Source organism: Maridesulfovibrio frigidus DSM 17176, from assembly GCF_000711735.1.
GTDB classification, from domain to species: domain Bacteria; phylum Desulfobacterota; class Desulfovibrionia; order Desulfovibrionales; family Desulfovibrionaceae; genus Maridesulfovibrio; species Maridesulfovibrio frigidus.
Genome location: NZ_JONL01000008.1, coordinates 55,795 through 69,728, shown reverse-complemented (window position 1 = coordinate 69,728; position 13,934 = coordinate 55,795). Strand labels below are relative to the sequence as shown.

At 44.1% G+C, this 13,934-nt stretch carries 9 protein-coding genes; 8 read left to right on the top strand and 1 reads right to left on the bottom strand.

Annotated elements, in window-relative coordinates; genetic code table 11:
• Positions 1-155 precede the first annotated feature (155 nt).
• The 5 genes from BR06_RS0115195 to nhaB all read left to right on the top strand — a co-directional run bounded on the left by BR06_RS0115195 (position 156) and on the right by nhaB (position 5,725).
• Entirely contained in the window at positions 156-518 is a 363-nt protein-coding gene (locus BR06_RS0115195) for a response regulator (RefSeq protein WP_031484568.1), read from the top strand.
• A 40-nt stretch (positions 519-558) separates the two neighbouring features.
• Complete coding sequence (locus tag BR06_RS0115190) at positions 559-1,128, top strand: CBS domain-containing protein (protein WP_031484567.1); 570 nt, start codon at positions 559-561, stop codon at positions 1,126-1,128.
• Between the two features lie 7 nt (positions 1,129-1,135).
• The gene (locus BR06_RS0115185) at positions 1,136-2,608 is read left to right on the top strand and encodes an SLC13 family permease (protein ID WP_031484565.1); all 1,473 of its coding nucleotides are present in this window, start codon (positions 1,136-1,138) and stop codon (positions 2,606-2,608) included.
• A 133-nt stretch (positions 2,609-2,741) separates the two neighbouring features.
• Positions 2,742-4,181 carry a transferase gene (locus BR06_RS0115180; RefSeq protein WP_031484563.1) on the top strand — a complete coding sequence of 480 codons (1,440 nt, stop codon included), beginning with the start codon at positions 2,742-2,744 and terminating at the stop codon, positions 4,179-4,181.
• 53 nt (positions 4,182-4,234) lie between these two features.
• The gene (gene nhaB / locus BR06_RS0115175; RefSeq protein ID WP_031484561.1) at positions 4,235-5,725 is read left to right on the top strand and encodes a sodium/proton antiporter NhaB; all 1,491 of its coding nucleotides are present in this window, start codon (positions 4,235-4,237) and stop codon (positions 5,723-5,725) included.
• 117 nt (positions 5,726-5,842) lie between these two features.
• On the opposite strand, the gene BR06_RS0115170 is transcribed toward nhaB, so the two are convergent.
• Positions 5,843-8,548, bottom strand: a complete 2,706-nt coding sequence (locus BR06_RS0115170) for a bifunctional acetate--CoA ligase family protein/GNAT family N-acetyltransferase (RefSeq protein WP_031484559.1) — start codon at positions 8,546-8,548, stop codon at positions 5,843-5,845.
• A gap of 223 nt (positions 8,549-8,771) precedes the next feature.
• Between BR06_RS0115170 and acs the strand changes: the two genes are divergently transcribed.
• The 3 genes from acs (at position 8,772) to BR06_RS0115155 (ending at position 13,856) form a co-directional block, all read left to right on the top strand.
• A complete protein-coding gene (acs, locus tag BR06_RS0115165; protein WP_031484557.1) occupies positions 8,772-10,751 on the top strand; it encodes an acetate--CoA ligase in 1,980 nt (659 codons plus the stop codon).
• A 17-nt stretch (positions 10,752-10,768) separates the two neighbouring features.
• Positions 10,769-11,221, top strand: a complete 453-nt coding sequence (locus tag BR06_RS19365; RefSeq protein ID WP_034603069.1) for a pyridoxamine 5'-phosphate oxidase family protein — start codon at positions 10,769-10,771, stop codon at positions 11,219-11,221.
• A gap of 142 nt (positions 11,222-11,363) precedes the next feature.
• On the top strand, positions 11,364-13,856 hold the full coding sequence (locus BR06_RS0115155; RefSeq protein ID WP_031484553.1) for a cache domain-containing protein: 2,493 nt from the start codon (positions 11,364-11,366) through the stop codon (positions 13,854-13,856).
• Positions 13,857-13,934: the final 78 nt, after the last annotated feature.

Sequence of the window (13,934 nt, the reverse complement as noted above, 5' to 3'; positions counted from 1 at the left end):
TATTGTCTCACCAAAAAGAAAGCAAAACTCTTCCTCAACACCTAAGAACCTGTTATGCATTGTTTTATTTCTTGTGGCACACTGAGTGCTTTAACAATGCCAATGTTGCAAAAAACCGATTCCCCGGAGATGCAACAAAACCAACAGTCGGCCAAATGAAAATAATGATTGTTGAAAGTGACGCAGAATTTCGTGAGCATCTCCTTCAGCGACTGGAAAGCGAAGGGCTTGAAGTCATTGGTTCAGGATATCTCAGTGAAGCGGAGAAGCTTGCAAAAGAATGCGGAGTAGACGCGATTGTTCTGGGACTATCCGGGTTTGGAAGAAGTTCTCTTGAGTTTATGAAAAAGATTTCGACAATTGTTCCTGATTTAAAAGTTATTTTAATTAATCGGCACAGTAAGATTCAGCTCTCAATAGAAGCAATGAATCTTGGGGCATGTGCTGAAATTCAAGTACCGGTTGATATTGCAGCGCTCACAAAGACATTGCTGAGAGCCGCAAGTGAAAAGGCGTAGCTACAATAGTTTTGACCGAACAACTAATACAGGGGTTTACATGAATAATTTAAAAGTTAGTGATCTTATGATCCCAGTGGTTGAATACAGCCGGGTAAAAGAAGACACATCAGTACACGCGGCCATGATGGAGCTCGTGAAAGAAAGTAAAGACAAGAATCTTTCCCATCCGCATCGCGATCTTCTTGTTGAAGGAGCCGATGGTAAGGTTGTTGGAATGGTCACAATGCTTGATATTTTTAAGCACATGGAACCTTCCTACTTAAAGCTTTTGTCAAAAAACCCGAGTGGATTTTTAGATAAAAGTTACGTTCAAAAAGTTTTCAAAGATTTTAACCTCTGGTCTGAGCCATTCAACTCACTTTGCCAGCGTATCGGCGGGATTAAAGTTAGCGACATAATGCACACTCCGGAACAAGCTGACATTGTAGGAGAAGAGGACAAGCTCGATAAAGCTCTGCACGCATATATAGTTGGAGCTCAGCAGCCACTATTAGTTCGGAAAGATGACAGAATCACAGGCGTTCTTCGCTTAGGTGATGTCTTTGAGAAAGTGCGTGATTCCATTCTCGCCTGTGAAATCGCAACTACGGATAATTTCAAGGAGTAATTAAGATATGAGCACAGCAACTCTATCACAACCAAAATCTTTCGATTTCAAAAGACTATTCTTCATGCTGCTCGGTGTAGCCCTATTTGCCATTGTCTACTATTGTCCGGCATGGCCAGATGCAATTGACCCCATGGGCGAGCATTTCGTCCTTTCCAAAGAGGCTAAAGGCGCTATCGGCGTATTTCTCCTCGCTGGTACATGGTGGGTCTTCGAGGTTGTGCCGATTGGCGTAACTTCACTTGCCATTGGCGTACTACAGGCCATGTTCTTTATTCGCCCTGCCAAGGTCGCTTTTAAAGATTTCATGGACCCGTCAGTTCTCTTTATCTTCGCATCCATTATGATTGGACTTGTTTTCACCAAGACCGGACTTACCAAGCGCCTTGCATACAAGATGCTCATGGTTGTCGGTGAGAAGACAAAAAATATTTATCTCGGAGTTTTCGTCGTTACCGCCCTGCTGACCCATATTATGGCTCACACCGCAGTAGCAGCGACCATCTACCCACTTCTCCTCGCCATTTACGGTCTTTACGGAGAAGGCGATAAGCCTACGAAGTTTGGTAAAGGGCTCTTCATGGGCATGGCCTATGTAGCTGGAGCGGGTTCTATTGTAACCTTGCTTGGTGCTGCTCGCGGAGCTGTCGCCATCGGGTTCTTCCAGGAGATTCTTGGAAAGGATGTCACCTTCTTCGAGCTTACTTACTATATGGCCCCTGTCGGCTGGGCTATGGTATTCCTGCTTTGGGGATTCTTCATGATCTTCCTGAAGCCTGAAAAAGCGACCATTCCGGGACTTCGTGAAAAAGCTAGAGAGCTCAATAAGCAGATGGGCCCACTTAGCCGTGACGAAATCATGGCAGCTGTTCTTGTCGGCTCCATTATTGTCATCATGAGCCTTAGATCCTTTATTCCTGAACTCAAGGCGATTGATAAAACAGCTCTGATCTTGGTCTCTTCCATATCGTTCTTTATCTTCAAAATTCTGGATATCGACGATCTCGAAGATATCCCTTGGAATATCATTCTCCTTTTCGCTGGAGCGATGTCCATCGGTTTCTGTCTATGGGAAACAGGCGCAGCTAAGTGGATGGCTGTTAACTGGCTGACAATCTTTCAGAACTCTCACTGGTTCGTGTTTGTTATGTCCATTGCGTTCTTCGTCCTCATGATGACCAACTTCATTATGAATGTGGCCGCGATAGCGATCTCGCTCCCTGTTGCTCTGGTTATCGCTCCGTACCTCGGAGTTGCCCCTGAAGTAATCCTTTTTGTAGCACTCGTTGTTGCAGGTATGCCATTCCTGCTCCTCGTCGGCGCAGCACCAAACGCCATTGCTTACGATTCAGGCCAATTCACCACTGGTGAGTTCTTCTTATACGGGATTCCAGCCAGCATAATGCTGCTAGTAGTAACTGGAATTGCAGTTCTGGTCCTCTGGCCAATGATGGGAATGCCTGTAACCTTGCCCGGCTAGCAATATCAAGGTATAGGGGTTCATCAAGATGAAGCCTAGGCGGTTTCGGCACATGCCGGAGCCGCCCGACTTATATCAACCAGTTCCGGTTTCCACCTACGACTTCCGGCACCCAAAAAGCGAGAAGGAAAAAATGAAACAGCTAAACAAGCTCATCGATCACATTGTGCACCGCGTTAATATCAATCTACGCGAACCACTTGTAGACGTTGGCCCTTATGTTAAAGGGCTCCTCCCAAAAGACAGCTTTGCTATCTACTATGCGTTCTACTCACTAACCTCCACCCACCCTTTGAAATTTCATTTCAGACATTCAAGTATTGGGGGAACATACTTTCTAGGCAAGTGTGTTGTAGACCACTCCATACTATACAAAAGCGACATTCGCGGAGATGAACTCAAGCGAAAAGGGCATGTCGTCGAATGTAATGGACACAGCATAAGACTACGTGACGATGAAGTAATTTATATCAGAGACAGTTTTCTCTTGAAAACTCTTGTACATAATAACTCTCACGACCCTGAAAATCTCGAAGTATTCAAAATCTCAAACACCGTATCTTTGCATTATGCAAACATTCACGGAACATCTGTCGAAGGCTGTTTCCTTGAGCCTTTCGCAACAGTAGACCTTTCTATCTGTCATGACTGTGCCATAGGAGCCTACTCTTATGTTCAGGCAGGAGAATTGTCCCACAAGCGCATCCTTCCGGGTCGTATATGGGTCAAAGCCAGTGGAGCTTTTGAGTTTAACTACCAGTACCCCAAGGAAGTTCTTGAGCAATACATACGCATGGAAGACAATAAGCCTGTGGGTATATTGATGGACTTCTTTGACGAAAGAAAAGAAGATTTCATCCCGATATACTCTGCCGTTAACCCCGATGCTATGATTGATGTTCCAGAAGGGGCCTCCGTCAGTCCTTATGCCGTTATCAAGGGCGACTGCAAAGTAGACAAAAATGTCATTGTGGCCCAGCGTGCTTACCTTGAGAACTCAACTCTCGGACCAGGCTCAAATGCTCAGGAAAACTGCTACATCATAAACTCAACCTACGATGGTTACGATGTAACAGCTCACGGTGGAAAAGTTATTTACAGCCACCTGCATAAGAACTGTTTTGTTGGGTTCAACTCATTTTTGAACGGCAAAAAAGAAAGTCAAATCGAAGTAGGGGCAGGATCTATTATCATGCCTCACACAATAATAGATGCAGCAGAACCAATCACTATCCCCGAAAATTCATTAGTTTGGGGATTTCTTAGCAAACAGAAAGATCTCGAGCTTCAATCCATTCCTCTTGCTGACTTTGCTGCTCTTAAAGGTCAATTCCGCCTTGGCGACATGACTTTTGAAGGTATTGGATCAAAATTTGTAGATGGTTTCGCTCACCGTATTGAGCACATTCTTGAGTGCAACGGTGCATTCTGGGATGGTTCAGAGGAAACAGCGGGACACGCACAGCAAACTCAGGACATTTCTTTCAACATTCTCCAGCCATATCCGGAAGGAGATTTGAAAGGACTCTACCCAGAACTATCAATCGACCCACTGGAACCTAGCGAACTGTAGGGATCAAGTCGATCCTAGTAATAACTAAAACAACAAGGTAAAAGGAGCAACTCGTGCCCAAAACAATTTCGCAGGCAATGCAAAAAAACTTTCTAGGCAATTCGCCTGATTGGTATAAGTTAACCATCATCGGTTTTCTTGTTCTCAACCCAATCCTTCTAGCCGTTGCCGGACCCTTCGTAACTGGTTGGGTTTTGATTGCTGAATTCATTTTCACACTTGCAATGGCTCTAAAGTGTTATCCACTACCAGCTAGTGGTTTGCTTGCCATTGAGGCTATTGCTCTGGGCATGGCTTCCCCTCAGTCTGTTTACAACGAAACAGCACATAACTTCCCGGTTATTCTCCTTTTGATGTTCATGGTTGCAGGTATCTACTTTATGCAGGACATGCTCAGGTATGCCTTCACAAAGATCCTCATCCGCATCAAATCGAAAATTGTAATATCATTGCTGTTCTGTTTCTCAGGAGCGTTCCTATCTGCGTTCCTTGATGCATTGACTGTTACCGCAGTTCTCATTGCAGTTGCATACGGATTTTATGCAGTTTACCATAAATTCGCATCAACGGGTTCCTGTTCTCTAACAGATGATAATCTCCTTAGAGGTGAATGCGTAAGTCATCTAGGAGAGTTCAGAGGTTTCCTAAGAAACCTTATGATGCATGGTGCAGTCGGTACCGCTCTTGGTGGAGTTTGTACTATCGTTGGTGAGCCTCAGAACCTGCTTATCGGTCACGTTATGGACTGGCAGTTTGTTGAGTTCTTCATGAGAACAGCTCCTGTCTCCATGCCTGTATTGGCAGTCGGACTACTAACTTGTCTTATGCTTGAAGTCACAGGTATCTTTGGATATGGCTATAAGCTCCCAGACAACGTTCGTGGCATTCTTGAAGAAGAAGACCGCAAGAATGACGCAAAAATGACTTTGAAGAAGAAGGCTGCACTAATAATTCAAGCATGTGCGGCAGTATTCTTGATCTTTGGTCTTGCATTACATGTTGCAGAAGTTGGTCTGATCGGGCTGGCTATCATCGTTGTTCTTACTGCTCTTAACGGAGTAACTGAGGAACATCGTATCGGCCATGCATTTGAAGAAGCTCTTCCGTTTACCGCACTGTTGGTAGTCTTTTTCTCCATCGTTGCGGTTATTCATGAGCAGCACTTATTCTCTCCAGTCATTCACTACGTGTTAGGCTTGGAAGGTAAAGTTCAACTCGCAGCCTATTACTTGGCAAACGGCGTGCTCTCCATGATTTCTGATAACGTATTTGTTGCGACAGTATACATATCCGAAACTAAAGCGGCTTTCCTTAGCGGTGCTATCGATCAAGCTCAGTTTGACCTACTTGCAGTAGCAATCAACACAGGAACAAACATTCCGAGTGTTGCTACTCCTAACGGACAGGCAGCATTCTTGTTCCTACTTACTTCCGCAGTTGCGCCTCTTATCAGGCTCTCTTACGGGGAAATGGTTAAGCTTGCTTTCCCATACACTATAACCATGTCACTGACAGGCCTCGCCGCAGTATGGTGGTTGTTGTAAATCTATTACGGTTACATACTTAAAAAGGTATAAGGCCCCTGTCGAATGAAAATTCGACAGGGGCCTTTTTAGATCCTTCAGCTTCTTATTAATCAGGATAAAATGGCTCGTCCGTGACTAGTTGCTTCCTGCTTCTTTAGAGCAATCCAGCCTCATTTCCACAAGATCTTCCTCGTAATTCTCACTGATTTCAAATCCAAACTTGCGCGACAATCCCTGCATAGCCTTATTCTCAAATAAAGTCTGACCGACAAGCCAGTGAGTAGCACGTTCGCGGGTATACCTGATAATTTTATGAAACAACATGCTTCCCAGTCCCGACCCCTTCAAATCTGACCTGATGACAATAGCAAATTCAGCTTCAGAGTTATCAGGTTTAGTTGAAGTCCGGACAACTCCAAGTGTCTCCGGCAGCCCAGAACTTCCTATCGCAGTTGCAATGAATGCCATTTCCCGATCATAATTGATCTGAGTGAACCGGGACATATCTTTGTGGTCGAAATCTCTGCGCACAACTCCGAAGAAACGCATACGCATATCTTCATCAGAGACCTGTGCAAGAAAGGCATAATGCGCCGGCTCATCCTCAGGTCTGATCGGCCGCAGTGTAACCTGCCTATTGTCCTTGAGCACCACGCACTCTTCAAGCTCCCTTGGATACGGTCTAATTGCCAGTTCGGGGCAATTCTCTCCGCATTCGGCAACTCTTATCTTAGCGCCCAGAGCGAGAACCCCTGTATCATCGGCATAAAGCGGATTGATATCAAGATTTACAATCTGCGGAATATCAATGAAAAGCTGTGAAACCTGAATCAAGGTTAAACATAAATCTTCAATATCTATGGGAGGCTGCGTTGGCGTTCCAGAAAGAAGCCTGAAAATACGCGTACGACTGATAAGCTCACGCGCAAGACTCATATTCAGAGGAACCATTGCTATAGCCTGATCCCGAACAACTTCGCGGGTCATACCGCCGTGGCCAAAATGTATAATCGGGCCGAAGGTGGGATCAACCGACGCAGAAATAAACAATTCATGAGCTCTGGACCTTCTGCCCATTTTCTGGACAGTGAACCCTTCAATATAAGCGTCCGGCCTCTGTCTGTTCACTCGGGTCAGCATAGTAGCTGCGGTTTCCCACACTTTTTCAGGGCTTTCCAAATCAAGCACAACCCCACCGACATCATAAGGCTGACTGATTTGCGGGGAGCGGATTTTAAGAGCTACAGGACACCCAAGCTCGTCTGCGGCAATAACCGCTTCACGGGCAGAAATAGCTATTTTGGTCTCAACAACAGGTAGCCCATAGGCCGCTAAAACTCTATGAGATTCAGGATCATTTAAATCCTCACGCCCTTCGGAAAGAGCTTTTCTAACAATCTCACGGGCGGTTGTGGTGTCGGGGAAAAAGTCAGATGGCAAAGAGTCAGGAGTCTCAGTGAGTAGCTCCTGATTTCGCTGATATTCAGCCATATACATAAAGGCACGAACAGCTTGATCTGCGCTGTCATAGGTAGGTATACCCGCCTGAGAAAATACACGTCTGGATTTGCGGGATATCCCCGAACCCAGCCATGAAGTAAGCACCATCCGCCTTATCTTTTTAAGGCCAGTAGCAAGAGTTTCAGCTATTTTCACCCCTGAAAAACCAGCAAACGGAACATTTACAACGAGTACCGCGTCTACGCCCTTATCTTTAATAAGGACTTTTACAGCATCCAGATACTCCTCTCCCGGACTATCAAATCCAATAATTACCGGATTAGATTTACCCCATGCCCCGTCAAAAACTTCATCCAGCTTAGTTATCGTCTCATCTGAAAGTTGTGCTAATTTACCACCACGCCTTATGAGACCATCAGCCGCAGTAAGCCCTGCACTTGTACCATTTGCAATAATAGCAAGACGATTTCCCCGCACAGGCTGGCGAAGACTGGCAAGCGTCTGTGCCGCATCAAAAAGGCCATCAATAGTTTGCACTCGCAACATTCCAGCCCGGCGAAAAGCTACATCGAAAACTTCGTCAGATCTGGCGCTCATAGTCCCGCCAAGTTGCGAAAGTTCTTGAGTCACATGCTGAAGAGCCTGCCCGGGCCTGATAACCAAAACAGGCTTATTACGAGAGGCCGCACGAGCAGCTGACATAAAGTCTCTGGCATCATTAATAGACTCTATATAAAGTAAAATGGAGCGCGTCTGCGAATCAGACCCAAGGTAATCTAATATATCACCAAAGGTTAAATCAATCCGGCTTCCCATTGAAATAACATGTGAAAAACCAATATCATTGGTATGCGCCCAGTCTAAAACAGTAGGAATAAAGCTATCCGACTGAGAAACAAAAGCTATTTTTCCGGCCTTCGCAGGAAGCGGAGCTATACTGGCGTTCAAATTTAATGATGGTATGATAAAACCTAAACTTTTAGGGCCCAAAATTCTCATATGCGGAGAATTTGCCGCAGTCATCAGTTCACGACTCAGCTTAATTTTGTCATCTTCAGACATTTTGCTGAATCCGGGACCGATCAAAGCGGAAGCTTTAACCCCCCGCGCACTGAGTTTCGCCAAAATTTCAGGGCATTCTTCAAGCGGACGACAGATGATTGCAAGGTCGGGGACTTTCGGAAGTGCATCGACATCCTTATAGGTAAGAACTCCTGAAATAGCCTCAACGTTAACACTTACAGGCATAACAGGACCAAGAAATCCTCCCCCCATAAGGTTTCGCATAAGAATATTGCCGGGATTGTCAGGCTCGTTGGTAGCACCGATAACGGCTATGGATCTAGGCTGAAACAAGAACTCCAGATTAACAACACTCATGAAAGCCTCTTTTTAAAATTCAGGTAATGAAAATTATCTATATCTCGTCATACCTATGTATTGAAACCATTATCAAGTAGAAACCTACCCTGAGCAATAATTAGTAGCAGAAAACAATCAGGATTGAAATTGACAGGACAGCACTATCCAACTTGGTAGAAACAGTATATATTTAATTGGAGTGCACAAACAAGAACAAGACAGGAAGTTCCAGAGTAAAAATATGAGAGAAAAATCCATCGAACACCTGATGACTGAAGAAAGAACTTTTGATCCTCCACAGGATATGCAAGATCAGGCATTTATCAGTGGCAGAGAAGAATATGATGAAGCATATCTGAAAGCTGCGAATGATCCTGAAAAATTCTGGGCGGAAAGAGCACGGGAACTGCTTCACTGGAATCGTGACTTTCGCACAACCCTCGTTGCCGACCCGGAAAAACATGAATATAAATGGTTCGAAGGCGGCCGACTAAACGCCTCATACAACTGCCTAGATCGCCATCTAACCGATGGACGCAGAAATAAAGCAGCTCTCGTATGGCAGGGCGAAGCGGAAGAAGATGTTACAGTCTTCACTTATCAAATGCTGCACCGTGAAGTTTGCAGATTTGCGAATGTCCTGAAAAAAATGGGCATAAGTAAAGGCGACCGCATAGCAATATACCTCCCTATGGTTCCGGAACTCGTAATAGCCATGCTCGCGTGTGCTAGAATCGGAGCGGTAAATTCTGTTGTTTTTGCAGGTTTTTCAGCAATCAGCCTACAAAACCGCATTTTAGATTGTGACGCCAAAGTACTCATCACTGCAGATGGAGTATTCAGAGGCGGAAAAACTATTCCCCTGAAAAAGAATGTTGATGAGGCTCTATTCTCCTGCCCGTCCATTGAACAGGTCATTGTTGTTAAAAGAACTGAATCTGAAATAGATTTTATTGAAGGACGAGACACCTGGTGGCACGAAGAAATGGCTGCCAAAGATATCCCGGACCATTGCACACCAGTCTCACTGAAATCCGGCGAACCTCTTTTCATACTTTATACATCAGGAAGCACTGGAAAACCTAAAGGTATTGTCCACTCGGTAGGTGGATATATGACCAGCGTGGCGCACACCTCCCAATGGGTTTTCGATATTAAAGACGATGATGTTCACTGGTGTACCGCAGATCTAGGATGGGTAACCGGACACAGCTATACTGTATACGGGCCTCTGGCTCTTGGCGCGACAACCCTTATGTTTGAGGGAGTCCCGACATATCCAAGACCTGACAGATTCTGGAAAATTGTGAATAAATTCGGCGTAAATATTTTCTATACGACTCCAACTGCCATCAGAGCGCTCATGCGCGAAGGCGAACAGTGGACTGATAAATATGATCTTTCTTCACTGAGAATACTCGGCACAGTTGGAGAAACCATCAATCCCGAAGTATGGATGTGGTATCACCAACACGTAGGTAAAGGAAAACTGCCCCTGCTCGATACATGGTGGCAAACCGAAACAAGTGGGATTTTGATATCCCCGCTACCCTACGCAACCAAACTGAAACCAGGCTCAGCCGCAAAACCGTTGCCCGGTATAAATGTGACTGTAATTCGCAGTGACGGAACTCCCGCAGACGTAAACGAAGGCGGACACCTCGTTATAAAAGACCCATGGCCTGGAATGCTGCAAACTATTCATGGCGATGCAGAAAGATGCCACAGAACCTACTTCGAACGGTTCCCCGGTATGTATGAAACAGGTGATGGAGCAAGGATAGATGAAGATGGCTATGTATGGATAATGGGCAGACTTGATGATGTCATTAATATATCAGGCCACAGACTGGGAACCTCAGAAATTGAGTCAGCCCTTGTGGCGCACCCGGATGTGACAGAAGCGGCAGTAGTTGGTGTCCCCCATGAGATAAAAGGACAATCTATTTACGCATACGTGACTTTGCGCTCTGGGCTGAATGAAGATGATGAAATGGGCGATTTATTGCGAGAATGGATTCGCAAAGAAATTGGTCAAATTGCTGTTCCTGAAGTAATTCAATTCTCCGAGGGACTTCCCAAGACCCGTTCCGGAAAGATAATGCGTAGAATATTACGCAAAATAGCCTCGGGAGAGAGCGAGTTCGGAGATACCTCCACACTCTCAGATTCTTCGGTGATCACAGATCTAATTGAAGGTCAAAAAAATCTCTTTGAATAAAACCACAGTGAGCTCATATGCCTAATAAACAACACAAAATAGATACTTGCCTTGAGCTTATCAAGAACAACAACATTCTGGTTCTCGCCACTCAGGGGGAACCAGGACCTTACACTTCGCTCATGACATATGCCAGCTCTGAAGACCGAAGAGAAATTTTCATGGTCAGTAGCAAGCACAGCCACAAGTGGGATAATATTATGAAAAATACCGCAGTAAGCCTGCTTATCGATAATCGGGACGGCAAAATTGAAACAAGCCGCGATAAAATTAAAGCCCTGACTATTACAGGGAACTTTATCCCTGTTTCCGGCACAAGTCAGCGAGAAGAAATCTTAGAATCAATAGCCAAAGTAAACCCAGCCATAACTGAAATATTTGCAGGCCCTGAATGCGGAATAATAAGAATAAAAGCCATTTCATTTTTACTACTTGATGGACCGGAAAAAGCTTTCAACTTTGCATTATAGAGGATTATACCTCAAAAGTTTTTTCAAACACAATAAGAAGCTGCCCTAACAGATCTTTTTTGTTATACTTGTTATAATAATTCTTTCAGGTAAAATATTTTTCGAGGTTCTCAAATTCTGATTGAAAGTTAGGAAACCCTTTATGTTTAAATCGATGAGAGCGATCATACTTCTTTTTGTAGCCGGGCTAGTAATTACCACAACAGTTGGTATTACTTACTTTGCGCAACGAGAATTATCCAGCTCAGCTTATAAGTCTCAATATGACGCGGCCCAAGCTCTCATTGATTCAACTCTGCTTAATGTCTCAAACGAATACCAAAGTTTACTTTTCTCCGAAAAAGCAGCTCTTGATAGACGCAAAAAGGAACTCAAAGCGGTTGTCGGCATTGCATATGGCGCCGTACTTTTAAACTACACCAAGTATAAAGAAGGAAAGCTTACCGAAAAGGAAGCTAAGTCTCTAAGCATAGAACAACTCAAAAACATGCGATACGATGATGGGGTCGGTTACATTTGGGTTAACGACACAAAGACCCCTTTCCCAAGTATGATAATGCACGCGACACTGCCGGAATTGGACGGGACAATTCTTGACAATCCACGCTTTGACTGTGCGCTTGGAATTAAAAAAAATCTTTTCTCAGCATTTCGCGATATATGTGAAAAAAGCGGATCAGGTTATGTAGATTATTTCTGGCCAAAGCCAACTCCTGAAGGGCTTTCCAAAGACCAACCGAAACTTTCTTATGTGCAACTTTTTAAAGAATGGAACTGGATTATAGGTTCCGGCCTTTATGTGGACGATCTGGAAGAAGATGTTCGCAAAAGATTTGACGCGATACTCCATGAACTACGAACTTCTTTTGCTCAAATCAAAATTGGCAAAAGCGGATACGTATTCATCTTTACCGGCACGCAAGAATTGCTGGTTCACCCAACATATGCGAACACGACAACTTCAACATTACGAAATCCACAAACGGGAAGGTTAATAGGTGAAGAGCTTATTGAATCTGCCAACAAAACCGGAGTACATGAGTACCTATGGGATAAGCCACCAAATAACGTTGGCAATTTTAAATTTAAGAAACGCACTTATGTAAAGTATTTCGAGCCCTTGGACTGGTACATATGTTCTTCGATTTATGTAGATGAACTGGAACAGCCCGGACGAATTCTCAGAAATAAGACTATTATCTTTTCTCTAGGAATTCTTGCACTTGCCCTTGCCCTTGCAACAATTCTTTCAAGGAAAATTGCGCACCCTCTTTTAAAGTTAACTGAAGCAAGCCAAGCTATCGGAAAAGGCGGGCTGTCTGCTACTCAGATACCTGTAAGTGGACCTACAGAGACCAGACATCTTGGCTACGTTATAAAGCAAATGCTCGAATCCATCCGAAACGGAATGGAAGAGCTATCAATGACAAATATACAACTTGAAAAAGAAGTTAATGACCACGCTATAGCAAAAGAAGAGCTTCTTAAACTTCGGAATCATCTAAAAAATATTATTGATTCCATGCCGTCTATTCTTGTCGGGATCGACAATATCGGAAGAATAAATCTTTGGAATACCAGTGCAACCAAATCAACGGGTCTCACCTCCGATCAAGCATGCGGCCAAATGCTTCAACTTCTTTTCCCTGAATTAACAAATGAAATAGACCGCGCCATCACGGTCATCAAGACGGGAAAAACTGCTGAAATAGCCCGTGCTCCCCGTAAAATAGATGGACAGACTCATTATGAGAACATCACTGTTTACCCATTAACAAATGATGGGCAAGAAGGAGCTGTTATCAGAATTGATGACATTACTGATAGCGTTCGAATCGAAGAAATGATGATTCAAACTGAAAAGATGATGTCTATCGGAGGGCTGGCGGCTGGAATGGCGCACGAAATAAACAATCCCCTTGGTGGCATTCTGCAAGGCGCACAGAACATCGAAAGACGTCTTTCTCCAGAGCTTAAAAAGAATATCGAAGTTGCTGACAAATATAACACTTCTCTTGAAAGCATCCATGACTACATGCAAGAGCGAAAGATTTTTACTATGCTTAGAGGCATACGCGATGCGGCAGAGAGATCTGCTCAAATCATTGCGAATATGCTTAACTTCAGCCGCAAAACGGATGCACACAGGACGTCGTGCAAACTAAATGAGCTGGTAGACAGTGCGATAACCTTAGCAAAACAGGATTATGACCTGAAAAAAACATACGACTTCAAGCAAATTGATATAAGAACTAACTACGCCGAAGATCTACCACATGTAATCTGTGTACGGACTGAAATAGAACAGGTTCTGCTTAATCTTTTAGGAAATGCAGCTCAGGCAATGAGTGGCGTTGAAAACCCTGAAAACCCGGCACGAATAACAATCAATGTAAAACAAGAAAAAGACTTCATCACAACAGAAGTTTCAGACAATGGACCCGGAATAGACGAAGAGACGCGCAAAAGGGTTTTCGAGCCATTCTTTACGACAAAGCCTGAGGGAGTCGGAACAGGTTTGGGTTTATCAGTTTCATATTTCATTATTACACAAAACCATGGCGGAACTTTCACGGTAGAATCTACTGCTGGAAAAGGTGCCAAATTTACCTTTAAACTGCCGATCAACATTTAAAATCGCCAAACCCAAGCAACAAAAAAAGCCGAGTAGTTATACTACCCGGCTTTTTAAATTTATATATATCTACAACTA

Coding starts and splice junctions, on each gene's coding strand:
- BR06_RS0115185 (WP_031484565.1), top strand. CDS start 1,136: ATGAGCACAGCAACTCTATCACAACCAAAATCTTTCGATTTCAAAAGA.
- BR06_RS0115195 (WP_031484568.1), top strand. CDS start 156: ATGAAAATAATGATTGTTGAAAGTGACGCAGAATTTCGTGAGCATCTC.
- BR06_RS0115155 (WP_031484553.1), top strand. CDS start 11,364: ATGTTTAAATCGATGAGAGCGATCATACTTCTTTTTGTAGCCGGGCTA.
- BR06_RS19365 (WP_034603069.1), top strand. CDS start 10,769: ATGCCTAATAAACAACACAAAATAGATACTTGCCTTGAGCTTATCAAG.
- BR06_RS0115170 (WP_031484559.1), bottom strand. CDS start 8,548: ATGAGTGTTGTTAATCTGGAGTTCTTGTTTCAGCCTAGATCCATAGCC.
- BR06_RS0115180 (WP_031484563.1), top strand. CDS start 2,742: ATGAAACAGCTAAACAAGCTCATCGATCACATTGTGCACCGCGTTAAT.
- BR06_RS0115190 (WP_031484567.1), top strand. CDS start 559: ATGAATAATTTAAAAGTTAGTGATCTTATGATCCCAGTGGTTGAATAC.
- acs (WP_031484557.1), top strand. CDS start 8,772: ATGAGAGAAAAATCCATCGAACACCTGATGACTGAAGAAAGAACTTTT.